We start from the raw sequence: 25,432 nt of genomic DNA on the forward strand, positions 1-25,432 counted from the left end.
GACAGCACCTGCCGCCCGCTCGACGGAAAAGGCTTCACGCCGGATTAGGACGCCCATGGCGGTTGCCATTTCCGGCCTCGACCTCTATCCCCGGCCCTCGCCTTTCCGCCGCCTGCCGGGCCGCCCGAGACAAAGCACTGACATGACCCTTTCTGCCTGCGGCCTCGATTTCGGCACGACGAACTCCACCCTCGGCCTCATCAGCGGCGGCACGCCGCATCTCGTGGCGCTCGAGGACGGGCAGGCGACGATCCCGTCGGCGATGTTCTTCAGCCTCGAGGATCACAGCACCCATTTCGGTCGCAAGGCGGTGTTCGAATATGTCGACGGGGCCGAGGGGCGGTTCATGCGGGCGCTGAAGAGCGTGCTCGGGACCTCGCTGATGGAGGAGACGACGCGCGTCGGCCGCGAGCGGCTGCATTTCGGCGACATCATCGGCCTCTTCCTGAAATCGCTGAAGGCGACGGCCGAGACCGCGGCGGGCGCGCCGATCGAGAAGGTGGTGCTCGGTCGCCCCGTGCATTTCGTCGACGACGACGCCAAGGCCGACCGGACCGCCGAGGACCAGCTTGCCGCGGCTGCCAGGGCTCAGGGGTTTTCCCAGATCGAGTTCCAGTTTGAGCCGGTCGCCGCGGCGCTGAACTACGAGCGCGACGTGACGGCTGAGGAACTGGCGCTCGTCGTCGACATCGGCGGCGGCACCTCCGATTTCACCGTCATCAGGCTCTCGCCGCAGGCGGCGAAGAAACCCGACCGCAGCGACGACATCCTGGCTTCCTCCGGCGTCCACATCGGCGGCACCGATTTCGACCGGGTGCTGAGCCTTGCCGAAGTGATGCCCTCGCTGGGGCTGGGCTCCTCGACCGCCGACGGCAAGCGGCGCATGCCGGTCTGGTATTTCAACGATCTGGCGACCTGGCACCGGATCAACCTGCTCTACACGCCGAAGATCGCCCGCGACCTGTTCGAGCTCCGGCGCGAATCGGCCGATCCGGAAAAGCTGTCGCGCTTCCTGAAGATCCTCGAGCATCGCTCGGGCCACCGCCTCGCCGGCAAGGTCGAGGCGGCGAAGATCGCCCTGACGGACGCCGAGGAAGCGCTGATCTCGCTGAAGGAGCCGGGGCTCGATCTCGGCCGCACGATCACCCGCCCGGCTTTCGAAGCGGCCGTCGAAAGCCTCGTCGCCGGCATCACCGGCAGCATTCTGGAATGCCTGTCCCAGGCCGGCATCGATGCCGCGGCGATCGACACCGTGCTCCTGACCGGGGGCTCGACGCAGATCCCGGTGGTGCACCGCGCCGCGACGGGGCTCTTTCCAGGCGCGCGCGTCGTCGAGAGCGACGCCTTCGGCAGCGTCGGCCTCGGCCTTGCCGTCGACGCCAGGCGCAAGTTCGGCTGAACCGGCGGCCTCCTCGAGCCAGAGCGGCGGCGCAGGCAGAAGCCCACGCCGCCGGTTTGCGCTTACTTGGCCTTGAGGAAATCGGCGACGTCGAGAAGGACGAACTCGTTGTCGTCGGTCTTGTCCAGTTCGCGGCCGGCCGAGAAGGGGAAATTGTTGTCGTTGCCGACGATGATATAGGTCTCGTCGACGCGGTCGACATTCTCGATCGTCACGAAGGGCATGTCGTATGTCCCGTCCCTGCCGCCCTGCTTGGCGAGACCGTTCGGGTCCTTGATGGCAAGGAGATCGATGTAGCCGACCTTGCGCGCCGCCTTGCCGGCGTTCTCATCGGTCATCTCGATCTTGTAGACCCGCTTCAGCTTGGCCGGGGTGGCGAAACAGTCTGCCGCGGGCTCACTCTTGCAGGCTTCGGTGGCACGGCCGGCGCCGTTGTCGCGCTCGATGACGAGGCCTTCCGTCTCGCTGATCATGTTGAAGTCGCCGATCGCCTCGCCGCCCTCGGCCAGCGGATAGAGCCAGGAGCGGCCGGTCCAGTCGTCCTTGGCGGTGTCGAACTCGATGATGCCGAGACCAATGCGGCCATCCTCGGTGGTCGCGACCTTGCCGTCGGTGTAGAGCGGACCTTCGAGCAGCGCGTAGAGGCGCGTGCCGTCCGGCGAGAGCGCAAGGCCCTCGTAGCCGCCCGTGCGCTTCAGGTTGAAGCTCGGCAACGGCTTGGTGGGGTTGTCCGGCAGCTTCAGTGTCAGGTTGTCCGGCGATATGACTTTCGTCTCGCCGATGCGCGTCGCATGGGTCGACTGCAGACGGCCCTGAAGGTCGAACTTCAGGAGATAGGGGCCGAATTCCTCGCCGACCCAGAATCCGTCCGCGACCGGCTGGATGGATTCGAGGTCGAAGTCGGCGCCGGTGAGATAACGCGTGTCGGTGCCTTCGAGGGTGATCGGGAACGGCGCCTTCATGTCGGGGTCGCTGAGAAAGATCGTTTCCGTCCGATCGACGGTGCCTGTCGCCCAGTCGATGGCGAGATGATGCAGCATCAGCATCGCGTCGCTCGATGTCGCGCGGGAACCGAAACCGTTGTCGGAGAGGCTCCAGAAGGTGCCGTCCGGCATTTTGCGAATGCCCGAAAAGCCCTGGACGGACTGGCCGTCGATCGGCAGGCCGGCATTTGTCGGGCGCTTGCCGTCCATTCCGGGGACCTTGCCGAGCTCGGTGGTGCGCAGGCGGTCGGCCGTCGTGAACTTGCCGGCCTGCTTCAGGAACGTTGGCGCATCGGCCGGGGCGGCGACGACGGTCGCGGCCGGAAGGACGGCCTGACCGGCCAGCGTCGCGTCGAACACCTGGCCTTCGACGGACTGCGCTGTGGCGCCGGACATGCCCAGAAGCAGAAGGGCGATGCTGGGCGCGAGAATCTTTGTCATGGGTCTCTGTCTCCTGTGATGGGTGGGCGGAAGACAGCGGTTTTGGGTGACAGGCCGTTGACGCAGGCGTGAACAAGGCATGACATTCCGGCAATCCCGGTTGCCGTGAGCCGGCGACGAACGCGGCCATCCTTTTCCCAACCGACGCAGAATGCGGGGCAAACGCACGAGATTTTTCCGGGGCTTCTCGCCACCTGCAAGCTTCCGATGTCAAAGGCTGCTGCCCGGCGGCCCTATTTCGCCGGCGCCATCGTCTTCATCGCCTCGGCCATCCCCTCACAGGGATCGGCAAGATCGGCGCGCGGGGTGAACAGCACGAAGTCGTAGGGCGCCGGCGTGGCGGCGGAAATGCCGTAATCGGCGAGCGCGGTCTTGCCGTCAGAGACCTCCATCATCCCGATCGAGACGATCGTGGCATCCGGCTTGCGGGCGCGAAGGAGCGCCGGCACGGCATAGTCGGTGCGAACGTGCCCGGCGCCCGCGATGAGGAGGCCATGGCGGTGCCCCGAGGCTTCGATCAAAGCCTTCGCCAACGCCCCGTCGCGCGCCCGCTGCACCATCAGCATCGGCGCAAGCGCCTCGTCCGGCAGAAGCCCGCAATGCGAGGCCTTCAGTTCAGCCGTCAACGTCTCCTCGGTGCCGCCCGGCATCGGCCCGTCGAGCCCGAGCCGCCCGACCTCCCCAGCCGGCAGGGATTTCACGCCCTCGCGACCGATCCGCCTTATGGTTTCGCGGCCGAGATCGCCGGCATGAAGGGGAAGCCTGTGCGCCATCGCAGCGGCAACGACCGGGCGGTACATGGCAAAATCCGGCCAGCCCCGCTCCGTCCACTTCACCGCCGCGCCAAAGCCCTCCGCCGTCGCGCCGGGTCTGGCGAGAAAGGTGTCGAGTGCAGGAGCCTCGTCGGCGGAGATCATCTCGAACACCACGGCCGGGCGCCGGCCGGCCGCCACCCACGCCTCGACGATCCCTGCCTGGATGGCATGATGGTCGGGATTGGTGTGGATCTCGCCGGCAAGAACGAAGTCGGCGCCGCCCAGCGCCGCGGTCAAGGCTGCCGCATCGCTGCGCCTGCCGTCGCCGCTCCAGAGGGAGCCGACGAGCGGATTGTCCTGGAAATGCGCCGAGAGCCATTCCGACGGCATCTCGAAGGCAGCGGCAGGAGCGCTCAGCACCAAGGTGAGCGACAGAGCTTGTACCAGCCGGCGGAGAGACTTCATCGGCCACTTTCATGCAAAGCTGCGGTGGATGCGGCGGCAGCCCGCCGCCATCGCCTTTTCCGGTCGCGACGCGTTAGATATAGACATTCCTCGGCGGCGAACGAGACGCGAAGTCACACGCGGCCATTGCTCCGGCCCGGGGGTCGTTTATGGATAGCACGACATCCGGCGGAAGCTGGAACCGATCATCTCCGTCGCTGCCGGCCGCCGGCGCGCGAACGACCGCAGGAAAGACACGCATGACCCTCACCCTCGCCCATGCCCGCATCATCATCAAGGCCGCTTTCGACAAGGGCGTGGAGATGGGCCTGAAGCCGCTGACGATCGCCGTCCTCGATGCTGGCGGCTCGCTGATCGCGCTGGAGCGGATGGACGGCGCGAGCCCGATGCGGCCCGATATCGCCGTCGGCAAGGCCAATGGCGCGGTGCAACTCGGCATGGGCTCGCGCGCCCTGCAGACTCGCGCCGAGACCCAGCCCTTCTTCATCCAGGCGATGAACGCGCTCGCCGGCGGATCGCTGGTGCCGGTGCCGGGCGGCGTTCTGGTGCGGGGCAAGGACGGCCGCGTTCTCGGCGCCGTCGGCATCACCGGCGACACGTCGGACAATGACGAGGCCTGCGCCGTCGCCGGCATCGAGACCGCCGGCCTCACCGCCGACCACGGGTAGGCCGACCGCAACGCATCAGAGCCGACCGGCCGGGACGGGATTTCCCCCCCGGCCGGCAAACTGGCAAAAGCAATCCTCGACAGGCCCCCTCCCCGCGCCGACATTGCGGACCTGGGCGAGGATGAACCCCTTGCCTGTCTGAACCCCCTGCCTGTCTGACGAGAGAGACAGCCCGCACAGGAGCGAGATGAGCAACGACCGCCGCCCTGCCGAAATGCGCCTCGTTTCCGCCGACGCAGCGCAGACGCGCGCCGCGCGCCGGATCGAGCCGCTGGCGACGCTGCCGGTGTTCTTCGATCTGGCCGGCAAGCGCGTCGCCATGGCCGGCGGCGGCGCGGGCGCGGCGTGGAAGGCCGAGCTTCTGGCAGCGGCCGGCGCTGCGGTCGTGCTCGACGTGCCCCTGGACGAGATCGGCGAGGAGATGGCGGCGCTGATCGCCGCCGGTCCCGTGGCGGGTTCGATCACGCACCGCGACCGCCCGTGGAGCCTCGACAGTTTCGACGGCGCATCGCTCGCCGTCGCCGATTGCGACAGCGACGCCGCGGCACAGGCGTTCTTCTGTGCCGCCCGCGCCGCGGGCGTTCCGGTCAATGTCATCGACAAGCCGGCCTTTTGCGAATTCCGCTTCGGCACCATCGTCAACCGCTCGCCCGCCGTCATCGGCATCTCCACCGACGGCGCTGCCCCGATCCTCGGCCAGGCCATCCGCCGCCGCATCGAGACGCTTCTGCCGCGCGCCCTCTCCGGCTGGGCGGCGCTGGCCGCCAGCGTGCGCGGCGAGGTGATGGCAAGGCTCGACGCCGGTCCTCGCCGCCGCAGCTTCTGGGAGAACTTCTCCTCCCGCGCCTTTACCGGACGGGTGCCGGATCTTGCCGACACCACGGCGCTCGCCGCCCTTGTCGACGGCCTGGCCGCCTCGCCGGAGGCCGGCGGACGCGTCACCCTCGTCGGCGCCGGTCCCGGCGAAGCCGAGTTGCTGACGCTGAAGGCCGTCCGGGCGCTGCAGGCGGCCGACGTCATCCTCTTCGACGATCTCGTCTCGGACGAGATCCTGGAACTTGCCCGGCGCGAGGCCAAGCGCATGCTCGTCGGCAAGCGCGCGGCGCGCGAGAGCTGCCGCCAGGAAGACATCAATGCCCTGATGATCCAGTTCGCACGGGCCGGAAAGCATGTGGTGCGCCTGAAATCCGGCGATGTCGGCGTGTTCGGCCGGGCCGGCGAGGAGATCGCGGCGCTGGAGGCGGAGGGCATTCCCGTCGCAATCGTTCCCGGCATCACCGCCGCCTCGGCGCTCGCCGCCGGTTTCGGCGTGTCGCTGACCCACCGCGACCGGGCCACCCAGGTGCGCTTCGTCACCGGCCATTCGAAGAAGGGCGGCCTGCCCGAGGATCTCGACTGGCGGGCGCTTGCCGACGACCACGCCACCACCGTCTTCTACATGGGCGGCCGCATGGCGCCGAAGATTGCGGCCATGCTCATGGCCCATGGCCTGCCCGCCGAGACGCCCGTCGCCGTCGCCGCCAACATTTCGCGCGCCGACGAGTCGCGCGGCACCGGCCACCTCGCCGACCTTGGCGCCATCGTCGCCAGAATCGGCGTCGACCGGCCGATCCTCATCGGCGTCGGCCGGGTGTTCCAGGATTGTGTCGCCGCCGTCGAAACCGCCGGGGTGGAGCCCCGGAACGCCGCGGCCGAGGCCTGACGGGACGATCGGGAATGACCAGGACGCTCTCGGCCGACACGCTCATCGCACGCCTACTGGCCGACGCCGGCAAAGGCAGCCGCCTTCTCGTCGCCTTGGCCGGCCCGCCCGGCGCCGGCAAGTCCACCACCACGGCCACCTTGGCCGACCGGCTCAATGCCGCAACCCCCGGCCTCTGCGGCGTGTTGGCGATGGACGGCTATCACTTCGACGATGCCGTGCTGCATTCGCGCGGACACCGCCCGCGCAAGGGGGCGCCCTTCACCTTCGATCTCGGCGGCCTCCGCGCGATGCTCCAGCGTCTGAAGGCCGACGACGGCACGGACATCGCCGTCCCCCTCTTCGACCGCAAGATCGAAATCGCCCGCGCCGGCGCCGCCATCATTCCCGGCACGGCCCGCATCGTTCTGGTCGAAGGCAATTACCTCCTCCTCGACGAACCCGGCTGGTGCGACCTGAAGCCGCTGTTCGACGTCACCGTGATGCTCGTTGCCGATCCTGCGGTCCTTGAGGCCCGGCTCACCGAGCGCTGGATGGGGTTCGGGCTCGAAGGCGAGGACATGCGGCAGAAGATGGAAGGCAACGACCTTCCGAATCTGCGCCTTGTCCTCGACCACAGCCTGCCCGCGGATTTCTGCCTGCGCACGGACGCGGGGTAAGCGTTCGATTTCCAATCCAGCGCTGGGCCGAAGCTGCTTCTTCTCCCCTCCGGGAGAAGGTCGCGGGAGCGCGATGAGGGGCGGCGCAGCCGACATCATCACAGTCATCCGCACCGCATGAGATACAGCCGCCTTCGGCGCCCCTCATCGGCCTGCCGGCCACTTCTCCCCGGCGGGGAGAAGAACAGGCGTCACCGTCGCGGCCACAGCGGCTGGCTGGAGCCCCTACTCTGCCGCGAGCGGCTTCACCCAGCGGCTGGAGCAGACGATCTTCGAGCGGTCGCAGCGGTCGGCATAGCGGCGGGCAATGGCGACGACCTCGTTCATCAGCCCGTCCGAGAGCTTCGTCGGGGTGAGGCCGAGGCCGATCAGCGTGTCGTTGGCGACGACGAGATCGTTTTCCGAAGCCTCCTTGCGCGGATTGTCGAGATGCTCGACCGGCACACCCGTCATGCCCGAAATCATCTCGGCGAGATCGCGGATGCGGTGCGTCTCGGTCATCTGGTTCATGATCCGCACGCGGCTGCCGCGTTCGGGCGGCGTCGAGACGGCGCGCTCGATGCAGCGGACGGTGTCGCGGATGTGGATGAAGGCGCGCGTCTGCCCGCCGGTGCCGTGGACCGTCAGCGGATGCCCGATCGCCGCCTGCATCAGAAAGCGGTTCAGCACCGTGCCGTAGTCGCCGTCATAGTCGAAGCGGTTGACGAGGCGCTCGTCGAGCTCGGTCTCCTCGGTCGTCGTGCCCCAGACGATGCCCTGGTGGAGGTCGGTGATCGCCAGCGCGTCGTTCTTGGCATAGTAGAGGAACAGCAGCTGATCGAGCGTCTTGGTCATGTGGTAGACCGAGCCGGGATCGACCGGGTAGAGGATCTCGACATCGGTCGAGACGCCGCCCGAATGCAGCGTCGCGTCGATATAACCCTCGGGAATGCGCATCCCCTTGGCCTTGCCGTAGCCGTAGACGCCCATGGTGCCGAGATGGACGAGATGGGCGTCGGGCGCGGCCTCCACCATGGCGCAGAGCACCGAATGCGTCGCGTTGACGTTGTTGTCAACGGTGTAGCGCTTGTGGCGCGGCGACTTCATCGAATAGGGCGCGGCCCGCTGCTCGGCGAAGTGCACGATCGCGTCGGGCTGCAGGTCGCGGAACAGCGCCTCCATTTCGTCGTAGTCGCGGGCGACGTCGAGGGCGACGAAATCGATCGGCGTGTTGCGCGTCTCGCGCCAGGCGCTGAGTCGCTCCTCGATCGGGGCGATCGGCGTCAGGCTCGCCGCGCCGAGTTCGATGTCGGTGGCGCGGCGCACGAGATTGTCGACGATCGTGACCTCATGGCCCTGAGCGGAGAGATGCAGCGCGGTCGGCCAGCCGCAGAAGCCGTCACCGCCGAGGACGATAATCTTCATCTCTGATCCACTCCACTCGAACGCGGGCCGCCGGCCGATACGCCGGTCTTTGCATGCCCTAGCATCCCGATATAGATCGGCCCAAGCCATTCGCAGCCTCACGCCCAAGGAAATTCGATGCGCATCCTGATCCCGACCGACGCTGCGGCGCCGCAGATCAACGGTGTCGTCCGTGTGTTCGAGACGACGGCGAGGCATCTCGAGGCCGACGGGCACGTGGTCGAGGTGATCGGGCCGGACCGTTTTGCGACGACGTTTGCGGCCCCCGGCTATCCCGAAGTACGCCTCGCCATGACGCTCGGCCGCGCTCTTCCGGACATGATCGAGGCGTTTCGGCCGGACGCCATCCACATCACCGTCGAGGGGCCGATCGGCCTGGCCGCGCGCCACTATTGCGTCAAGCGCGGCCTCCCCTTCACCACTTCCTTCCACACCCGCTTCGGCGACTATTTCGCCATGCGCCTCGGCTTCGGCACGGGCCCCGCCTATGCCGCGCAGCGCTGGTTCCACAATGCCGGACAGGGCTTCATGGTGCAGACGGCGACGCTGGAGCGCCAGCTTGCCGCCCGCGGCTTTCGCAACATCCGGAGCTGGGGCCGCGCCGTCGACACTGAGGCGTTTTATCCGCACCGGGAGACGCCCGGCTTCGACGCCGACTTCCTGAACCTGCCGCGGCCGATCTTCCTCTATGTCGGCCGCGTCTCGACCGAGAAGAACCTGCCGGCCTTCTTCTCGCTCGATCTGCCCGGGTCGAAGGTCGTCGTCGGCGACGGACCGGCCGCTGCCGCTCTCGCAAAATCCTTTCCGGACGTGCATTTCCTCGGCTACCGCCATGGCGCGGATCTCGCCCGGCATTTTTCCGCCGCCGACGTGTTTGTCTTCCCCTCGCGCTTCGAGACCTTCGGCCTCGTGGTGCTGGAGGCGCTGGCCTGCGGCACGCCGGTCGCCGCCTTCCCCGTCCAGGGCCCGCGCGACATCGTCGGCGGCACGCCGCACGGCGTCCTCTCGGAGGACCTACGCGCCGCGGCGCTGGAAGCGCTCGCGATCGACCGCGAGGGATGCCGGCGCTTCGCCGAGAGCTTCTCCTGGGCCGAGTGCACGCGGCAGTTCGCGCAGAATCTCGTGCCGATCCCGCCCTCGGCCTGGGCGGGCTGAGCCCGAGCCGCCTGAGGCCGAGACGATTATGTCGAAGCCTGCCAATCCGACACCGGCACCGGCCATCTTCAGACAGCGTTGATTTCGTCATCCTCGTGCGTAGCGCGGGGATCCATGCCGAGACGGGGGACGGGCGTCGGCCCAGTTCGTCGGGATACCCAGCCAAATCCTGACCCCGAGAGTGAACACCAGCGCGATGGCATGGATCCCCGGGGCCAGGGCCCCAGGATGACGAGGGCCGGAGGTCGGCGGCCGACAATCACCGCTCGTTCCGCGTGGATGGCCCGTGGTGAAAGCGGCGACACGGGCGGAGGCGGCATGGCCGATCCCGCAGCACACCCGGCCGCCATGCAGGAACAGGGGTGCCGGGAGCCCCCGTCTCCTGCTAAGGCCCCCAAACACGCGCATGTCCAAGGAATGCCCCGATGTCACCCCTGTCGCGCCTCCTCCTCGGCGGTTTCCTGACGCTCGCCGTGGTGATGGGCGTCGGGCGCTTCTACTACACGCCGCTGCTGCCGATCATGCGCGCCGAGCACGGGTTCGGCGTCGATACCGCCGGCCTCATCGCCGGCTTTAACTTTGCCGGCTACCTCTTGGGCTCGCTCCTCGTCACCCTCGTCTCGGGCGCGGCGATGCGGCTCGCCACCTTCCGCCTCGGCCTCGTCCTCAGCGTGGCGACGACATTGGCCATGGGATTCACCGAAAACCTGCCGCTCTGGTACGCGCTGCGCGCCCTGTCGGGCATCGCCAGCGCGCTCGCGATGATCTCGGCCGCCGGCATCATCGCCGAAGCGCTCGCCAGGATCGGACAGGAGGCGCGCATCGGCTGGGTGTTCGGCGGCGTCGGCTCGGGCATCGCCGCCTCCGGCCTTCTCGTCCACCTCGCCGAGCCGCATCTTTCCGCAGCCAGCCTCTGGATCGCCGCCGGCCTCGGCTGCGCCGCGCTGCTGCCGGTGATGCTCGCCTTCGTCGGCGACCGCGACCTCCAGGCCTTCGCCCGCACCCACCCCCACACCAAGCGCATCCCCCGCCCGCTCCCCTTCTGGCCGCTGTTTGCGAGCTACACGGCAGAAGGCCTCGGCTATTCCGTCTTCGCCACCTTCATCGTCGCCATCGTCAAATCCCGCCCGGGCCTCGAAGACATCGGCAGCTGGGTCTGGATCATCGTCGGCCTCGCCGGCCTGCCGAGCTGCCTCTTCTGGAGCGCGCTGGCCGAACGCATCGGCTTCTCCCTCGCCCTCCTCCTCGCCTTCCTGACGCAGATCCTCGGCATCCCCTTGCCTGTCATGAGCGACAGCGGCACCGCCGCGCTCGCCGCCGCCGTCCTCTTCGGCGGCACCTTCATCCCCATTACCCTCCTCACCATGCCGCTCGGCCGCAAAGGCCTGAACGGCCGCGGCTTCGCCGTCCTGACGGCGGGATTCGGCTTGGGTCAGATGCTGGGGCCGGTGGCGACGGGCTGGCTGGTGGAGGGGCCAGCGGACTACGACACGGCGCTGCTGGCCTCGGCGGGGGTGGTCACGGCGGGCGCGGCGATGCTGGCGGTGGCGATGGCGAGGCGGGAGGGGGTGGCATAGCGAGAGGTTGCGCCCCCTTCCAATGGCCCTGATCCTGAGCTTGGTGAAGGGCTAAACGCGGCTCACCGACAAACTTCTGCTGTTAATTATCGCTCTGGGCGATTTTCAATTTGACATCCGTTGTCGCATCGTTAAGGTCGGGCTGTGGTGATTGCTCATGCTGAACCCGTCTAAATGTGGGGCCTGGAGCCCTGTGGGAACGCAGTGTTCCCGTTTCAATCCCGTGTCTGGCAGGGACCGTGGCCGCGCGCCGCACCCGTCGGGCTCCGGGTGCGGCATATTCGAGGTCAAACGTCGCTGAACAGTCCTCTGACTCAACGGGCGTCGGCAATAGTGCCGGCGGGATCAGAGGTAAGAGCCCGATTCAGAAGTTTCTCAAGCGTAGCAATATCTTGCGGTTCGCCGGGTAAGCATGCGGATGGAGGCGATCAGCGCCCATGCGGTTGAAGAGGAGACGGAAGTTTCCCAGTCTTTTGCGAGGCGGCGGCATCGTCCGAGCCACGCGAAAGTGCGCTCGACGACCCACCGTCGAGGCAGGATCTCGAAGCCTTTGGCGACATCTGATCGCTTGATGATCTCGATGGTCCAGTCGCCATGGCGGGCGATCGCGTCGCGCAGTTTCTGCCCGGCGTAACCGCCATCGGCGAAGACATGGCGCAGCCACGGGAAACGCCGGCGTATCGCCTTGAGCACATCGACGGCGCCGTCCCGGTCTTGAATATCGGCGGCATGCACGAGAATCATGACCAGGAAGCCGCAGGTGTCGGTGAGGATATGGCGCTTGCGGCCCTTGATCTTCTTGCCGGCGTCATAGCCGCAAATCCCGCCGCTTTCCGTGGTTTTGACCGACTGGCTATCGATGACACCGGCACTGGGCGAGGCTTCGCGTCCTTCGATTTCGCGCAGGCTCATGACCAGCGCCATGTTGATCGCATCGAACAGACCGGCATCGCGCCACGCGTAAAAATAGCGCCGCACCGTCGAAACCGGCGGAAAGCATTTGGGCAACAGCCGCCATGCACATCCGCTCGATGCGATGTAGAGCAAGGCGTTCACAACTTCGCGCATGTCCGCCGAGCGGCGCCGCCCTCCGCGTTTCGCGGCTGGGATAAACGGAGCCGTCACCATCCACTCCCGATCCGTCATATCGCTTGGATACCGCAACCCCTCCCGGCTATGCTCGCGCCGGGCAATACCAGACCATGCCATCGTTCACTCCATCTCCTCGCAAAGACGGCCTGAATCACAACATACTGGTATTGCTCAACAACTTTCGGATCGGGCTCTAAAAGAAATGAGCATCGAAAATCGTCACCAGCGGCGTCGCCGCCGGCTTAACCGCGTTTGGCTTTTCAAGCTGTTCGTCGGCATAGGTCAGGCAGCATTTTATGTTGTGCGTTTCTGGTTCTGGTTGTCAGACCGGGAGTGAGCGGCGACCTCGAAGATAGCCGAAAAGGAGTCGAACATGAGCGATGTTAAGCGTCCAATGATTAATCAAGCACTTCGGCTGCTGCGCCTGTATCTAGGGATTTCGCAGAAGCGTATCGCCACGGAGCTTGAAATTTCCCAGTCTATGATTTCCGATATCGAGAACGGCTCGAAGCCCGTCTCCATGGAAGTTCTTGAGAGATACAGCACTAAATTCAATATCAAGATGTCTCAAATCCTGTTTTTTGCAGAAGAGCTCAATGGAGAGCCAGTTAAAACGCGAGGGAAGCTTATAATTGCGAATAGAGTTCTATCTCTGCTCGACACTTTGTCGCCGCGGGAGATTGCTGATGCTTCCTAGAAGTCAACAGCGAGAGCGCTATGAGCTCGAGCGTTCACCGTTAGCGCAAAAGCCAACCCAGAGAGATGTTGCTCAATTACTTGGTGAAACGCGCGACGACCTACGTAGACTTCGAAATTACAAAGAACACTTTATAGTACGCAGAACAGCCATCATCGGCAAGAAGGGCAAAATCCGCGAGCTGGCCTATCCGGAAGGTCGGCTACGAGCCCTACACGAGCGCCTTAAGTACCAGCTTAATAAGGTTAAACAGCCGAATTACTTATTTAGTCCGCGTCTGCGCCGAAGTCAACGAGACAATGCAGCACTACACCTCGAGCAAAATCAGTATCTAACACTTGATCTTAAGCAGTTCTATCCTTCCACAAATGAAAGTATGGTCAGGTCGTGGATGCGCGATCAACTTGGAATGTACGAGGATGTTTCTGGACTGCTAACTGACTTATGCACGGTTGATGGCAAAGTTTCCTTTGGCTCCCCCTTAACTCCGGTACTGTGCAGTCTAATTCATAAGTCTATGTTCGATCAGATCGCTCGTATTTGCGATAATCGGGGATTGACATATTCGGTATGGGTTGACGATCTCACTATTTCAGGTCGTTTTATTCCAGGAGAGGTCCTGAATGAAATACGTTGGGTGGTACGTGATGCAGGACTGAAATCGCATGCGGTTAAATATAGAAATGGAAATCGTCCGGTATTTATAACAGGTATCGGAGTGGTCGGGCGCAAACTTATCGCGCCAAGCTCGCTAAATCTGAAAATTAGAGTTGCGTGGTCTGAATATCATACAGCGCTGTCGGATGATGAGCGCGACGAAATCTGCCAGCGCCTGCTTTCATATTTAGGAACTCTACGCCATATATCCGGATCAACCTCGGAAACAGGCCGTAAGATTTCCGATCAGATGAACTCACTGAGACAGAAAAGGTCCGCAAGGCGATTTGCATCAGAAGCCACACGTAATGAAGTCACGAAGTCGCCTCCCGCCCCGAAAATGGCTGATCCATTGGGCCTTCCTTGGTAGTTGAATGTTGTGCGGACTCGTTGCAGCTCTGTTTTTTCCAACATAGCAATGGCCTCACTGTGCAGGTACTGGCCAAACCCACCCTCGCCACCACCCCCGCCCTGTGCTACAGCACCCCCTCGCATTGCACTGCAGCATGACGGCCATCCGGCTGCGCCTGCCGTCGCGCTCCGCTTTTCCGATGTCCGGGCTGAACCCATGCTGCAGATCAACAATCTCGTCTTCAACGGCTGGGGCCGGAAGTTCTTCGACGATGCGAGCGTGCTCCTGCCGGTCGGGGCGAAGGTCGGGCTGGTCGGGCGGAACGGCGTCGGCAAGTCGACGCTGTTCAAGCTGATCCTCGGGTCGCTGTCGCCCGATGGCGGCGAGATCGCGCTGCCGAAGGCGGCGCGGATCGGGTCGGTCGACCAGGAGCATCCGGCAACGCCCATCAGCCTCATCGACACCATTCTCGAGGCCGATCTCGAACGCGCCGAGCTGACCGCGTCGCTGGAGACCGCCGAGCCGGAGGCGATGGGCGACATCTACATGCGCCTCTTCGACATCGATGCCGACGGCGCGCCGGCGCGGGCGGCGGAAATTCTGGCGGGCCTCGGCTTCTCCACCGCCGATCTCGACCGGCCGATGTCGGAATTTTCCGGCGGCTGGCGCATGCGCGTGGCGCTGGCGGCGGCGCTGTTCTCGGCGCCCGACATGCTCCTCCTCGACGAGCCGACGAACTATCTCGATCTCGAAGGCGCGCTGTGGCTGGAAGCGCGGCTGAAAAAATATCCGCATACCGCGCTGATCATCAGCCATGACCGCGAGCTCCTGAACAATTCCGTCGACCACATCCTGCATGTCTCGGAAAAGAAGCTCGACCTCTACACCGGCGGCTACGACGACTTCGAGACGCGCCGGGCCGAAAACCAGCGCCTCGCGACCTCGGCAAAATCGAAGCAGGACGCCGAGCGCGCCCATCTCCAGAGTTTCGTCGACCGCTTCAAGGCGACGGCCTCCAAGGCCGCGCAGGCGCAGTCGCGGATGAAGCGCCTCGCCAAGATGCAACCCGTCGGCCTCACCATCGAGGAGCGCATCGCGCCCTTCACGCTGCCCTCGCCGAAACGCCCGCTGGCGCCGCCCTTGATGCAGCTCGACGAGGTCGACGTCGGCTATGCCGACGGCGTGCCGGTGCTGAAGGGGCTGAACCTTCGCCTCGACGTCAACGACCGAATCGGCCTTCTCGGCGTCAACGGCGCGGGCAAGTCGACCTTCGCAAAACTCGCCGCCGGCGCCCTGCAGCCTTTGTCCGGGCGCATGCAGCGCGACCGCCGGGTGGAAGTCGGCTGGTTCCACCAGCACCAGATCGAGGCGCTGGACCCGCAGGACACGCCGATGGACATCATCCGGCGGTCGCTGCCGGACGCCTCCGAGGCGCAGCGGCGCTCGAAGCTGTCGCAGTTCGGCTTCAATTTCGACAAGCAGGAGACGATCGTCGACGCGCTGTCGGGCGGCGAGCGGGCGCGGCTGCTGCTGAACCAGGTGGCGATGACGGCGCCGCACATCCTCATCCTCGACGAGCCGACGAACCATCTCGACATCGATTCCCGCCGGGCGCTGCTCGACGCCTTGAACGACTACGAGGGTGCCGTCATCCTCGTCACGCATGACCGCTCGCTGATGGAACTCGTCGCCGACCGCCTGTGGCTCGCCGCCGACGGCCATGTGAAGCCCTTCGACGGCGACATGGACGACTACGCCAAATTCGTCCTCGAACGCACCCGCGCCGGCCAGCGCGCGCCGAGCCAGGTCCGCGAAGGCAAGCAGAAGAAACGCGCCCGGGGATAAGGGCTTTGGCGCGGGCCGCGAGGTGGCAGGGCGGCTGATGCTGGTGGCGCGCCACTTCTGCCGGGCTCGGGCGCCAAGGCGGCGAGTGACGGCGACGCATGCCCCCCGTACCAATCGCCCACAGGAGAAGCGCCGCCCTCTCATCGGCCAGGCCGGGGTGCATCGCGCCAAAATCCCTGCCACAATGGCGGCATCCGGGAGACCCCTCATGCTCCGCCTTGCTCTCCTCGCTTTCCTCCTGCCGCTGCCGGCTCTGGCCGACGAGACCCCCGACCTCTCCGGCACCTGGCAGGGCACCTACGACTGCGCGCAAGGCGTGACCGGCCTCGTCCTGACCTTTTCGCCCGATCCGCGCGGCGGCTATGTCGGCACCTTCGCCTTCCGCGCCGTGAAGGAGAACCCCGGCGTTTCCGCCGGCGCTTTCGCCGTGACGGCGCTGTACGACCTGGAGGAGAACAGCTTTACCGTCGATCCCGGCCTCTGGCTGACGCAGCCGGGCGGCTTCGTCACCGTGCCGCTGGTCGGCAGGCTTTCGGAGGACGGCCAGGCCTTTGCCGGCGAGGTGCTGACCAGGGGATGCGGTAAGTTCCTGGTCCGGCGCTATCTTTCCTGACGCCGCGCGGGGGTCAACGGCGACGGCCGCGCATCTCTCGGGCGCGCGAAATCTAGAACGTTTCCAATATGATGATCCGCTCTGGCGTTTGCGTTGCGAGATGTCTATTGAAACCTGATCATCCCTATCATGTTCACCTGTACGGGGGTGCGCCGGGAGACCGCACGGGCGGTCCCCCCGGGTTTCGACGACATCGAGAGAGACGCCGCCATGCCACGCTTTTCCGCCCGGTCCGGACCGATGTGCCCCTCGCGCCAGCTGGCGGCCGTCTGTCTCGCGCTGGCGGTGCTGGTCGCGCCCGCCGCCGCGCAGGATGCGCCGGCAAGCCCGGCGCCCGCCGAAGCGCCTGCTGCGCCGGCCACACAGCCGGCTCTTGCCGCGCCGACCGCACCTGCCGCTTCAAGCTCCCCTTCGCCGTCCCCTGCCCCCGTCCTACCCGCGACCCCGTCGGGTCCAGCGACATCTCCCGCCCCGGCTCCTGAACAAAGCTCGCCCGTCGTTCAGCCGTCCGGACCGGGCGAAGCGGCGGCCGGTGCGGCACCCGAAGACGCCACGGGCGCACCGGCGCTTTCAGCGCCAGTCGAAACGGCCCCGCCCTTCGCCGACGCTCCGACCGCCGACGCCGGTCGCGACGGCCCGGCCGCGACCCTGCCGCACGATCTCTCGCCCTTCGGCATGTTCATGGCCGCCGACATCGTCGTGAAGGCGGTGATGCTGGGCCTTGCCTTCGCCTCGGTGGTCACCTGGACGATCTGGCTCGCCAAGGCGCTGGAACTGGCGATGGCGCGCCGCCGCGCCACCCGCGCCCTTCGGCGGCTGGAGCGCGCCGAAAGCCTCGGCGAGATCACCACAGTCGAGCGCGACAGGGCGTGGCCGAAGCGCGGCCCCGTGGCAGCGCTCGCCGCTGCCGCCGCGCTCGAGATCACCCGCTCGCAGCACCTCGCGGCCGACGGTATCAAGGAGCGCGTTCAGATCGCGCTGCAGCGCATCGAGGCGCGGGCCGGCCGCTCGATGTCGCGGGGCACCGGCCTTCTCGCCACCATCGGCTCGACCGCGCCCTTCGTCGGCCTGTTCGGCACGGTCTGGGGCATCATGAACGCCTTCATCGGCATTTCCCGCGCCAACACGACCAACCTTGCCGTCGTCGCGCCCGGCATCGCCGAGGCGCTGCTCGCCACCGCCATCGGCCTCGTCGCCGCCATTCCCGCGGTCATCATCTACAACGTCTTCGCCCGTTCCATCGCCGGCTACCGCGCGGTCCTCGCCGATGCCTCGGCCGAAGTGCTGCGCCATCTCAGCCGCGATCTCGACCGCCGCGAGCGCTTCGTCGCGGGCGAGCGGCGGCAGGCGGCGGAGTAGGCCCGTGGGGATCAAGCTCGGCTCCGGCAGCGACGACGATACCGGCGAGGTTTCCGACATCAACGTGACGCCGTTCATCGACGTCGTCCTCGTCCTCCTCATCATCTTCATGGTCGCCGCTCCCCTGTCGACGGTCGACGTGCCCGTCGACCTGCCGGTTTCCAACGCCGCGCCGCAGCAGCGGCCGGAGGAGCCGATCTTTCTCACCGTGCAGGCGGACCTCTCGCTGTCTCTCGGCAACGAGACGGTCGCGCGCGAAGCGCTGCAGGCGGTTCTCGACCGGCAGAGCGAAGGTGACCGGGAGCAGCGCATCTTTCTGCGCGCCGACGGGGCGGTCGCCTACAGCGAACTCATGACCGTGATGAACGTGCTGCGCTCGGCCGGCTACCTGAAGATCGGCCTCGTCGGCCTCGAGGATACCGCAGCGCCGGCCGGCCCTTCCGCGCCGGGCGCCGGCGGCCCCGGCACTCTCGCACCGTCCCTTCCTGCCTCGCCGGGCGACGCGCCCGCGCTCCCGACGCCATGACCGAGGCTCCCGACCTACGCGCCCTCGAGGCATCCGGCAGCGGCGCCTGGCGCTGGGGCCTGGCGGCGAGTGTCGTCGCCGCCGCCTATGGTGGGCTCGTCTGGCTTGCTTTTGCGATGCCGCCGCCGGAAGGCACCATCGGCGAGATCAACGAAGCCGTGATGATCGAACTGGAGCCGGTGACGGCCGAAGTCGAAGCACCGCCGCCTGCCCCCGAACCGGTGGAAGAACCCGCGCCGGAAGTCGCCGAGGCGCCGGCCGAGCCTGTGGCGCCGCCGCCGGAGCCTGCCCCCGAGCCTCTGCCGACGCCCGAACCCGTCGTCGAGGAGCCACCGCCGGAGGTGACGCCGCCGCCGCCCGAGCCCCCGGTCACACGGCCGCCGCCGGAGCCACCGCTGCCGGAGCCGCCCCCGCCAGAACCCGAGATCGTCGAACCCGAGCCGCTCCCCGAGCCGGAGGAGATCGTGCCGGATCTGCCGGCGGTGGAGACCGAGGCCGAGGCGATCCTGAACGCCCCCATCCCGATGGCCCGCCCGACCCCGCCCCGGCCACAGCCGATCCGAAAGGAAGTCCGCAAGCCGCCGCCGCCGAAGAAGAAGACCGTGGCCGAGAAGCCGGCGCGCCGCGAGGTCACCCGCGCCACTCCCCGGCGCACCGCGACCACCGAGCGCTCCGACTCCGCGCCGGCGCGCAATGCGTCGTCGGCGCCACGCGTCTCGCCGGCCTCCTGGCAGCGCCGGGCGGTCAGCCATTTCCGGAAATTCCGGCGCAAGGTGACCATCTCGACGAGGGGCGTCGCCCGCGTGGCGGTGACCATCGACCGCGGCGGCCGCGTGGTCTCCGCTCGTCTCGCCAGCTCTTCCGGCAACGGCGATTTCGATGCCGAAGCCATAGCGCTGGTGCGGCGCGCGAGCCCGATCCCCGCCCCGCCCGAGGGCGTTGGCGGGCGCACCGTCTCGCTGGTCGTGCCCGTCAACATGTAGTCGCGGCGTCGGCAACGCCGGTGGACTCCCCGCCGCCAGTGCATGCCGCGACGGATTGACCGTCGCGCCGAAAGGCGTAATTCAGGGCCCGTCAATCTCGGGAGGAAGACGCATGAAACTGTTACGCCACGGTCCGCTCGGCGGCGAGAAACCGGGTCTCTTGGCCACCGACGGCACGATCCGCGACCTGTCGGGCGCGATCGGCGACCTCGATGCCGCCCGCCTGTCAGCCGAGGGTCTGGCCGAGATCGCGGCACTCGATCCGATGAGCCTGCCGGTCGTGGATGCGGCAACGCGTCTCGGCTGCCCCGTCTCCCGGGTCGGCAAGTTCATCGCCATCGGCCTGAACTTTTCCGATCACGCGGCCGAATCCGGCCTGCCGGTGCCGGAGGAGCCCGTCGTCTTCATGAAGGCGACGAGCTGCATCGTCGGACCGAACGACGACGTGATGCTGCCGAAGGATTCCGTCAAGACCGACTGGGAGGTCGAACTGGGCATCGTCATCGGCGCCACGGCCCGCCATGTCAGCGAGGAGAAGGCGCTGGACTGCGTCGCCGGCTACGCCCTCATCCATGACGTGTCGGAGCGCGAATTCCAGATCGAGCGTGGCGGCACCTGGGATAAGGGCAAGGGTTGCGATACCTTCGGCCCGATCGGCCCCTGGCTCGTCACCAAGGACGAGGTCGGCGACGTCCAGGCGCTCGGCATGTGGCTCGATGTCAATGGTGTGCGCAAGCAGACCGGCACCACCGCGACGATGATCTTTTCGGCCGCCCACATCGTCTCCTATGTCAGCCGCTTCATGACGCTGGAGCCGGGCGACGTCATCACCACCGGCACGCCGCCCGGTGTCGGCATGGGCATGAAGCCGCCGCAGTATCTGAAGGCGGGCGACGTCGTGACGCTCGGCATCGACAAGCTCGGCAGCCAGCGCCAGACGGTCGTCGCCTTCGACGCCGTCTACCCCGCGGCGGCGGAATGAGCGGGCGCTTCTCCGGCCGCCGGGCGGTCGTCACCGGGGGTGCCGCCGGTATCGGCCTCACCGTCGCGCGGCGGATCGTCGCCGAGGGCGGCACGGTGGCGATCTGGGACCGCGATGCCGAACGGGCAGCGGCAGAGGCCGCCACGCTCGGCGGCATGGCCGTGTCGCTCGACATCGCCGACTGGCCGTCCGTCGAAAAGGCTGCGGCCGAAACGGCGGAAAGGCTCGGCGGCATCGACATTCTCGTCGCTTCCGCCGGCATCACCGGTCCGAACGCCACGCTCGAGGACTATCCGCCGGACGCCTGGAGAAAGGTCTTCGACGTCAACGTCCACGGCCTCTTCCACTGCGACAAGGCGGTGGTGCCGTTCATGCGGACCGGCGGCTACGGCCGCATCGTGAACATCGCCTCGGTCGCCGGCAAGGAGGGCAATCCCAACGCGTCGGCCTATTCCGCCTCCAAGGCGGCGGTGATCGGCCTCACCAAGTCGCTCGGCAAGGAATTGGCGACAACCGGCATCACGGTAAACTGCGTGACGCCGGCAGCGGTGAAGACGGCGATCTTCGACCAGATGAGCGAGGCGCATATCGCCTTCATGCTGTCGAAGATCCCCATCGGCCGCTTTGGCACGGTCGACGAGGTCGCCAGCCTCGTCTGCTGGCTCGCCAGCGAGGAATGCTCCTTCACGACCTCCGCGGTCTTCGACATTTCCGGGGGTCGCGCAACCTACTGACGACTCCCAAAGCCCCGCCGGGACCGCCGGCGGGGGAGATCTGACCGGGCAATCCAGCCGGCGGGCGCGGCGAGGCTCTCGCCGACCGACTTCATCCTTCCTTATGGAGCTGTCTGTACGATCGCCTCTGTCGTCTGCATTGGGATCCGGCGCATGAATTCTTCCCTGGCGATCGAGACAGAGAGGCTCGCCGAACTGGCGACCTTCGAAACCACGGACAGCGCACCCTCCGCGCCGCTGAATGCGCTGGTCGACAGCGTCCGGGAAATGTTCGGCGTGACGGCCTGCGCCGTGACCATGCTCGACAGCCACAGGGTCTGGTTCAAGGCGGTCGCTGGTCTGGACGCGGTCCAGATCGCCCAGAACAGCGCCTTCTGCGACCTGACCCTTCAGAGCGACAAGATCTTCGTCGTCGAGGATGCCCTGGCGGATGACCGGTTCGCCGAAAGCGGCCTCGTCGCCGAAGCGCCGCATGTGCGTTTCTATGCCGGGGTTCCCCTGGTGGTCCAGCCAGGGATTGCACTTGGCAGTCTCTGCCTCATAGACGTGAAGCCGCGGCAGCTGACGGAAGCCGAATCGAGCCTTCTGTGCCGTCTGGGGCTCGTCGCTCTCGGCCTGATCGAAAGCCACAAGACGGCGACCCAGGGGTTCCGGATCGCCGCCGATGCCGCGCTTCAGCATTACGACCTGATGGAGCAGCGGCAGGAAGCCAGTCTCAGGGACCGTCACTTCTCCCATGTCGAGGCGATCGCCACCATCGGATCCTGGACCTTTGATGTGTCGACCGAAAGCATCGCCTGGTCGGACGAGAGCTACCGCATCTTCGAGATCCCGCCGGGGACGAAAATAACGACCGAGCGCGCGCTGTCGATCTACCCCAAGCATGAGCGGATCTTCGTGCGCAACCTGGTCGACCTGGCCCTGAACGAGGGCAAGTCCTTCGACGAGGAGATGGAGATCGTCACCGACGTCGGCACCACCAAGCGCGTCCGGGTCACCGGCGACGCGGAGATCGTCGGCACTGGCGCGCGGCGGCTCTACGGTACGGTGCAGGACATCACGCAATTGCGGGCGGCCGAATCCGAGCTCTGGCAGGCCGAAAACTACGATGTCCTGACGGGTCTTTCCAACCGGGCGGCCTTTAGCGCGCATCTGGCGGATACCTTCAGCCGCCGGGTGGCGTTCTCGGACAATGTGATGGTCGGCCTCCTGCTGGTCGACGTCGACCGGCTGAAGGATCTCAACGAGACGCTCGGCCACGCCGCAGGCGACGCGGTGTTGCAGAACGTCGCCGACCGGATGTTCGAGACGGTCGGTCAGGAGGCCCTGGTCGCCCGCATCGGCGGCGACGAGTTCGCCATCACCTTGAACGGCAGCGCGACGGAAGCCGAAGCCGCCATGGTCGCGGCACGGATCATTGCCGCCGTGCGCCGCAGGTTTGCCTTCGGTCGCGAGACGATCTCACCGCAGATCTCGGTAGGCGGCGCCATCGCCGACCGGAACGATACCACCGACAGCTTGCGCCAGAAGGCCGGTCTCGCTCTCCTCGCCAGCAAGGCAGCGGGGCGGGGCGGCTATGTCGCCTTTCGCGAGGAAATGCGCGACGCGATCGTGCGACGGATCAACATGGTCCGCCATGTCGACGAGGCGCTGCTCGCGCATCGCGTCCTGCCGTTCTACCAGCCGATCGTCCGGCTCGACACCGCCGAGATCGTGGCTCTCGAGGCTCTGGCCCGTATCCGCGAGCCCAATGGCACGATCCTGGCCGCGGGCGCCTTTCACGAGGCGCTGGACGAACACCGCATCGCCTATGGTCTCACCGGGCAGATGCTGCCGCAGATCGCCGCCGACGTCAGGGGCTGGCTCGATGCAGGCATCGGCTTCCAGAGGGTCGGGATCAATGCGACGGCCGCCGACTTCCAGTCCGGCGACCTGCGCTCGCGCCTCAACGACAGCTTTGGCAATGTCGGCGTGCCGCTGAGCCACGTCGTCCTGGAAGTGACCGAGTCGGTGTTCCTCGACGGCAATGAAGCCGCGGTGATCAAGGCCATCAGTGAATTGCGGGGCGACGGAATGAGGGTCTCGCTCGACGATTTCGGCACCGGCTTTGCCTCGCTGACTCACCTGCGCAGCCTGCCGGTCGATTCGATCAAGGTCGACAAATCCTTCATCGACGGTCTCCTCGTCGACGCCAGCAGCGGACCCATCGTCGAGACGCTCATCGATCTTGCCCGCAAGCTCGGCCTCGGCATCGTGGCGGAGGGCATCGAGACCGCCGAGCAGTTGGCGCGGCTGCGCTCGCTTGCCTGCGATCTCGGCGGCGATCCGTCTTTCGTCGGCCTGGGCCAGGGCTACCTCTTCGCCCGCCCCGGCGATGCGGAGACGACAGCGACCTTGATGCGCGAGCGCGCCGAGCGGCCGGATGCCGCCGCAGCACGGCCACGGCGCCGGCCTGCCTGACAGCGCATAGTGGGACCAGACCTTCGGCCCACTTCTTCGACAGGGCCGCAATCGGCTTTCAGCTTGGAAAGGCCGCGGCGAGTTCCTCCACGGCCTCGCAGCTCAGCGGCGATGCCGGCCGATCGCCGATGAGGAAGTACAGCTTCGCCGTTTCCTCCAGCTCCTCCATGATCTGCACCGCTTCCTCCAGCGACCGTCCGGCGATGATCGGGCCGTGATTGGCAAGCAGCATCGCATGATGGTCGCGGGCCGCATCGCCGACGGCAGCGGCGAGGCGCCGGTCACCCGGCCTGAAATAGCCGACCAGCGGGAGCCGGCCGACCTTCATGACGTGATAGGCCGTCAGCGGTGGCATGACATTCGACGGATCGGCGTGGCAGAGGCACGAGATCGCCACCGAATGGGTGGAATGGAGGTGCACGATCGCCCGCGCCGTCGGCCGGGCCGCATAGACGGCACGATGAAAGAACGCCTCCTTCGACGGCGGATCGCCAGAAAGCAGGTCCCCCTCCGGCGACACCTTCGAGATGCGTTGGGGATCAAGAAAGCCGAGGGACGAGTTGGTCGGCGTGACGAGGATCGCGCCGTCCTTGAGCCGCACCGACAGATTGCCTGCGGTACCGTGCGCGAGCCTTCGCTCGTACAGGAGGGCCCCCTGACGCACGATCGCCGCGCGCAGTTCCGTTTCGCTTAAGTCCTGCATCTCAACGCTCCCCGTCACACGGTCGCCCCTTCGATCAGTTCGAAGCCGAGATCGACCACCTGTTTTGGTCCCCCGGCAAACAAAAGTTCGGCACCGAGCTGGCCCACCCGTCGCCGCGGCGTCAGGATCGTCGCCAGCGGCTGTGGCGCGAGGCGGGCGATGTCGAGACCGTTATAGCCCATGATCGCCAGTCTCGACGGGATCTCGATGCCCTGCTGCAGACAATGGAACAGTCCGCCCACCGCCATGTCGTCGTTGGAAAAGTAGACCGCGTCGAGATCGGGGGCGGCGGCAAGCAGACGCGCCAGAGCCTCCTTGCCGGCGCCGATCGACGAGGGTTCGGCAATGACCTCGCTCGCCCGAAGCGCCAGACCGGAGTGCGTCAGGATCTCGGTAAAGCCGCGAAGGCGGCGGGCGGCGCGGTGATCGAGGCCGAGATAATGGCCGACATAGCCGATTCGCCGGTAGCCGCGGGCAAGGAACAGCTCGGCGCTGGCGCGGCCGGCGGAAAGATTGGAGAAGCCGACGACGATGTCGATACCCTCGCCGTCGATGTCGAGAAGTTCGGCGACGCGCACCCCCGCGCCGCGCAGCATCGCCTTTGTCCGCGCGGTGTGGTCGAGACCGGCCACGATTAGACCGGCAGGGCGCCAGGCGAGCATGGCCGCGACCAGCGTCTCCTCGCGCAGGGGATCATAATCGGAGACTCCGATCACCGGCTGGAAGCCCGCCCGGTCGAGAGCGAGGCTCGCGCCGCCGAGGAGATCGGGAAAGACGATATTGCTGAGCGAGGGGATGACGACACCGACCAGGTTGGAGCCGGACGAGGCCAGCGTCCCGGCGACGCGGTTCGGAACATAGCCGAGATGCTCCACCGCCTCGCGTACCCGCTGGCGCACCTTGAGCGACGAGAAGCCTTTTTGGCGCAGGACCCGCGACACCGTGCTTTCGCTGACACCGGCAAGCCGGGCGACGTCGCTGAGCGTCGAGGACGTTCCCGGCTTCGCAGACCGACGTTTCTGGATGATCGACGGCAAGGCGTCACCGCTTCTGCTGCGTCGGCGGCGCCGACGGCGTGTTGAAGATTTGAAAACCCGTGCCCGAGACCATGTTGCACAGTCTGACGGCAGCGTCCGCCCTAAAATGGCAGCGCTGCCACTTTTCGGTTGGCAGTGCGGGCAAGGTCGGATAGCGTCGCGCCAGATTTCTGCAGCAAAGCTT

At 66.6% G+C, this 25,432-nt stretch carries 22 protein-coding genes; 16 read left to right on the forward strand and 6 right to left on the reverse strand.

The window, feature by feature from the left end:
- Positions 1-142: 142 nt before the first annotated feature.
- Positions 143-1,399, forward strand: a complete 1,257-nt coding sequence (locus Sa4125_RS19615; protein ID WP_224000777.1) for an Hsp70 family protein — start codon at positions 143-145, stop codon at positions 1,397-1,399.
- A gap of 62 nt (positions 1,400-1,461) precedes the next feature.
- Here the strand turns inward: Sa4125_RS19615 and Sa4125_RS19620 are convergent, their stop codons facing one another.
- Together Sa4125_RS19620 and Sa4125_RS19625 are read right to left on the reverse strand one after the other, a co-directional pair.
- Positions 1,462-2,823, reverse strand: coding sequence for an esterase-like activity of phytase family protein (locus Sa4125_RS19620; protein ID WP_224000779.1), 1,362 nt, complete (start codon positions 2,821-2,823; stop codon positions 1,462-1,464).
- Between the two features lie 233 nt (positions 2,824-3,056).
- Positions 3,057-4,043 (reverse strand): ChaN family lipoprotein, encoded by a 987-nt coding sequence (locus tag Sa4125_RS19625; protein WP_224000781.1) that lies wholly within the window; start codon positions 4,041-4,043, stop codon positions 3,057-3,059.
- A 239-nt stretch (positions 4,044-4,282) separates the two neighbouring features.
- Here Sa4125_RS19625 and Sa4125_RS19630 point away from each other — a divergent pair, with 239 nt between their 5' ends.
- From Sa4125_RS19630 to Sa4125_RS19640, 3 genes are all read left to right on the forward strand, one after another.
- Entirely contained in the window at positions 4,283-4,711 is a 429-nt protein-coding gene (locus Sa4125_RS19630) for a heme-binding protein (RefSeq protein WP_224000783.1), read from the forward strand.
- 214 nt (positions 4,712-4,925) lie between these two features.
- The gene (gene cysG, locus Sa4125_RS19635; RefSeq protein WP_224008052.1) at positions 4,926-6,413 is read left to right on the forward strand and encodes a siroheme synthase CysG; all 1,488 of its coding nucleotides are present in this window, start codon (positions 4,926-4,928) and stop codon (positions 6,411-6,413) included.
- A 14-nt stretch (positions 6,414-6,427) separates the two neighbouring features.
- Positions 6,428-7,072, forward strand: a complete 645-nt coding sequence (locus tag Sa4125_RS19640) for a nucleoside triphosphate hydrolase (protein ID WP_224000785.1) — start codon at positions 6,428-6,430, stop codon at positions 7,070-7,072.
- Positions 7,073-7,297: 225 nt separating this feature from the next.
- Here the strand turns inward: Sa4125_RS19640 and Sa4125_RS19645 are convergent, their stop codons facing one another.
- On the reverse strand, positions 7,298-8,476 hold the full coding sequence (locus Sa4125_RS19645; protein WP_224000792.1) for an NAD-dependent epimerase/dehydratase family protein: 1,179 nt from the start codon (positions 8,474-8,476) through the stop codon (positions 7,298-7,300).
- 117 nt (positions 8,477-8,593) lie between these two features.
- Here Sa4125_RS19645 and Sa4125_RS19650 point away from each other — a divergent pair, with 117 nt between their 5' ends.
- Both Sa4125_RS19650 and Sa4125_RS19655 read left to right on the forward strand, forming a co-directional pair.
- Positions 8,594-9,631 (forward strand): glycosyltransferase family 1 protein, encoded by a 1,038-nt coding sequence (locus Sa4125_RS19650; RefSeq protein ID WP_224000794.1) that lies wholly within the window; start codon positions 8,594-8,596, stop codon positions 9,629-9,631.
- 425 nt (positions 9,632-10,056) lie between these two features.
- On the forward strand, positions 10,057-11,208 hold the full coding sequence (locus Sa4125_RS19655; protein WP_224000796.1) for a YbfB/YjiJ family MFS transporter: 1,152 nt from the start codon (positions 10,057-10,059) through the stop codon (positions 11,206-11,208).
- A gap of 375 nt (positions 11,209-11,583) precedes the next feature.
- Here Sa4125_RS19655 and Sa4125_RS19660 read toward each other — a convergent pair whose 3' ends face one another.
- The gene (locus Sa4125_RS19660) at positions 11,584-12,417 is read right to left on the reverse strand and encodes an IS5 family transposase (protein WP_223999936.1); all 834 of its coding nucleotides are present in this window, start codon (positions 12,415-12,417) and stop codon (positions 11,584-11,586) included.
- 256 nt (positions 12,418-12,673) lie between these two features.
- Here Sa4125_RS19660 and Sa4125_RS19665 point away from each other — a divergent pair, with 256 nt between their 5' ends.
- From Sa4125_RS19665 to Sa4125_RS19710, 10 genes are all read left to right on the forward strand, one after another.
- Positions 12,674-12,997 carry a helix-turn-helix transcriptional regulator gene (locus Sa4125_RS19665; protein ID WP_224000798.1) on the forward strand — a complete coding sequence of 108 codons (324 nt, stop codon included), beginning with the start codon at positions 12,674-12,676 and terminating at the stop codon, positions 12,995-12,997.
- The gene (locus Sa4125_RS19670; RefSeq protein ID WP_224000800.1) at positions 12,987-14,024 is read left to right on the forward strand and encodes a reverse transcriptase family protein; all 1,038 of its coding nucleotides are present in this window, start codon (positions 12,987-12,989) and stop codon (positions 14,022-14,024) included. Before Sa4125_RS19665 ends, Sa4125_RS19670 begins: the two co-directional genes overlap by 11 nt.
- 198 nt (positions 14,025-14,222) lie before the next feature.
- Positions 14,223-15,851 (forward strand): ABC-F family ATP-binding cassette domain-containing protein, encoded by a 1,629-nt coding sequence (locus Sa4125_RS19675; RefSeq protein ID WP_224000802.1) that lies wholly within the window; start codon positions 14,223-14,225, stop codon positions 15,849-15,851.
- 208 nt (positions 15,852-16,059) lie between these two features.
- Positions 16,060-16,464, forward strand: a complete 405-nt coding sequence (locus tag Sa4125_RS19680) for a hypothetical protein (protein WP_224000804.1) — start codon at positions 16,060-16,062, stop codon at positions 16,462-16,464.
- A 210-nt stretch (positions 16,465-16,674) separates the two neighbouring features.
- Positions 16,675-17,823 carry a tonB-system energizer ExbB gene (gene exbB, locus Sa4125_RS19685; protein ID WP_224000806.1) on the forward strand — a complete coding sequence of 383 codons (1,149 nt, stop codon included), beginning with the start codon at positions 16,675-16,677 and terminating at the stop codon, positions 17,821-17,823.
- A 4-nt stretch (positions 17,824-17,827) separates the two neighbouring features.
- Entirely contained in the window at positions 17,828-18,349 is a 522-nt protein-coding gene (gene exbD / locus Sa4125_RS19690; RefSeq protein WP_224000814.1) for a TonB system transport protein ExbD, read from the forward strand.
- Positions 18,346-19,332, forward strand: a complete 987-nt coding sequence (locus Sa4125_RS19695) for a TonB family protein (protein WP_224000816.1) — start codon at positions 18,346-18,348, stop codon at positions 19,330-19,332. The genes exbD and Sa4125_RS19695 overlap by 4 nt, the downstream gene beginning before the upstream one ends.
- A 112-nt stretch (positions 19,333-19,444) precedes the next feature.
- Positions 19,445-20,314, forward strand: coding sequence for a fumarylacetoacetate hydrolase family protein (locus Sa4125_RS19700; protein WP_224000818.1), 870 nt, complete (start codon positions 19,445-19,447; stop codon positions 20,312-20,314).
- Positions 20,311-21,048: an SDR family NAD(P)-dependent oxidoreductase gene (locus Sa4125_RS19705; RefSeq protein ID WP_224000820.1), complete on the forward strand. Its 738-nt coding sequence runs from the start codon at positions 20,311-20,313 to the stop codon at positions 21,046-21,048. Before Sa4125_RS19700 ends, Sa4125_RS19705 begins: the two co-directional genes overlap by 4 nt.
- Positions 21,049-21,201: 153 nt before the next feature.
- Positions 21,202-23,508, forward strand: a complete 2,307-nt coding sequence (locus Sa4125_RS19710; RefSeq protein ID WP_224000822.1) for an EAL domain-containing protein — start codon at positions 21,202-21,204, stop codon at positions 23,506-23,508.
- A gap of 58 nt (positions 23,509-23,566) precedes the next feature.
- On the opposite strand, the gene otnC is transcribed toward Sa4125_RS19710, so the two are convergent.
- Together otnC and Sa4125_RS19720 are read right to left on the reverse strand one after the other, a co-directional pair.
- On the reverse strand, positions 23,567-24,211 hold the full coding sequence (gene otnC / locus Sa4125_RS19715) for a 3-oxo-tetronate 4-phosphate decarboxylase (protein ID WP_224000823.1): 645 nt from the start codon (positions 24,209-24,211) through the stop codon (positions 23,567-23,569).
- Positions 24,212-24,225: 14 nt separating this feature from the next.
- Positions 24,226-25,248 (reverse strand): LacI family DNA-binding transcriptional regulator, encoded by a 1,023-nt coding sequence (locus tag Sa4125_RS19720; RefSeq protein WP_224000825.1) that lies wholly within the window; start codon positions 25,246-25,248, stop codon positions 24,226-24,228.
- Positions 25,249-25,432 lie beyond the last annotated feature (184 nt).

This window comes from Aureimonas sp. SA4125 (genome assembly GCF_019973775.1).
Taxonomy (GTDB): Bacteria; Pseudomonadota; Alphaproteobacteria; order Rhizobiales; family Rhizobiaceae; genus Plantimonas.

Excerpts from the sequence above, each read along its gene's own strand:
- Sa4125_RS19665 (WP_224000798.1), top strand. The coding sequence starts at position 12,674 with ATGAGCGATGTTAAGCGTCCAATGATTAATCAAGCACTTCGGCTGCTG.
- Sa4125_RS19700 (WP_224000818.1), top strand. The coding sequence starts at position 19,445 with ATGAAACTGTTACGCCACGGTCCGCTCGGCGGCGAGAAACCGGGTCTC.
- Sa4125_RS19615 (WP_224000777.1), top strand. The coding sequence starts at position 143 with ATGACCCTTTCTGCCTGCGGCCTCGATTTCGGCACGACGAACTCCACC.
- Sa4125_RS19660 (WP_223999936.1), bottom strand. The coding sequence starts at position 12,417 with ATGGCATGGTCTGGTATTGCCCGGCGCGAGCATAGCCGGGAGGGGTTG.
- exbB (WP_224000806.1), top strand. The coding sequence starts at position 16,675 with ATGCCACGCTTTTCCGCCCGGTCCGGACCGATGTGCCCCTCGCGCCAG.
- Sa4125_RS19705 (WP_224000820.1), top strand. The coding sequence starts at position 20,311 with ATGAGCGGGCGCTTCTCCGGCCGCCGGGCGGTCGTCACCGGGGGTGCC.
- Sa4125_RS19630 (WP_224000783.1), top strand. The coding sequence starts at position 4,283 with ATGACCCTCACCCTCGCCCATGCCCGCATCATCATCAAGGCCGCTTTC.
- Sa4125_RS19650 (WP_224000794.1), top strand. The coding sequence starts at position 8,594 with ATGCGCATCCTGATCCCGACCGACGCTGCGGCGCCGCAGATCAACGGT.
- otnC (WP_224000823.1), bottom strand. The coding sequence starts at position 24,211 with ATGCAGGACTTAAGCGAAACGGAACTGCGCGCGGCGATCGTGCGTCAG.
- Sa4125_RS19695 (WP_224000816.1), top strand. The coding sequence starts at position 18,346 with ATGACCGAGGCTCCCGACCTACGCGCCCTCGAGGCATCCGGCAGCGGC.
- Sa4125_RS19640 (WP_224000785.1), top strand. The coding sequence starts at position 6,428 with ATGACCAGGACGCTCTCGGCCGACACGCTCATCGCACGCCTACTGGCC.
- Sa4125_RS19620 (WP_224000779.1), bottom strand. The coding sequence starts at position 2,823 with ATGACAAAGATTCTCGCGCCCAGCATCGCCCTTCTGCTTCTGGGCATG.
- Sa4125_RS19645 (WP_224000792.1), bottom strand. The coding sequence starts at position 8,476 with ATGAAGATTATCGTCCTCGGCGGTGACGGCTTCTGCGGCTGGCCGACC.
- cysG (WP_224008052.1), top strand. The coding sequence starts at position 4,926 with ATGCGCCTCGTTTCCGCCGACGCAGCGCAGACGCGCGCCGCGCGCCGG.
- Sa4125_RS19710 (WP_224000822.1), top strand. The coding sequence starts at position 21,202 with ATGAATTCTTCCCTGGCGATCGAGACAGAGAGGCTCGCCGAACTGGCG.
- Sa4125_RS19655 (WP_224000796.1), top strand. The coding sequence starts at position 10,057 with ATGTCACCCCTGTCGCGCCTCCTCCTCGGCGGTTTCCTGACGCTCGCC.
- Sa4125_RS19670 (WP_224000800.1), top strand. The coding sequence starts at position 12,987 with ATGCTTCCTAGAAGTCAACAGCGAGAGCGCTATGAGCTCGAGCGTTCA.
- Sa4125_RS19625 (WP_224000781.1), bottom strand. The coding sequence starts at position 4,043 with ATGAAGTCTCTCCGCCGGCTGGTACAAGCTCTGTCGCTCACCTTGGTG.
- Sa4125_RS19680 (WP_224000804.1), top strand. The coding sequence starts at position 16,060 with ATGCTCCGCCTTGCTCTCCTCGCTTTCCTCCTGCCGCTGCCGGCTCTG.
- Sa4125_RS19675 (WP_224000802.1), top strand. The coding sequence starts at position 14,223 with ATGCTGCAGATCAACAATCTCGTCTTCAACGGCTGGGGCCGGAAGTTC.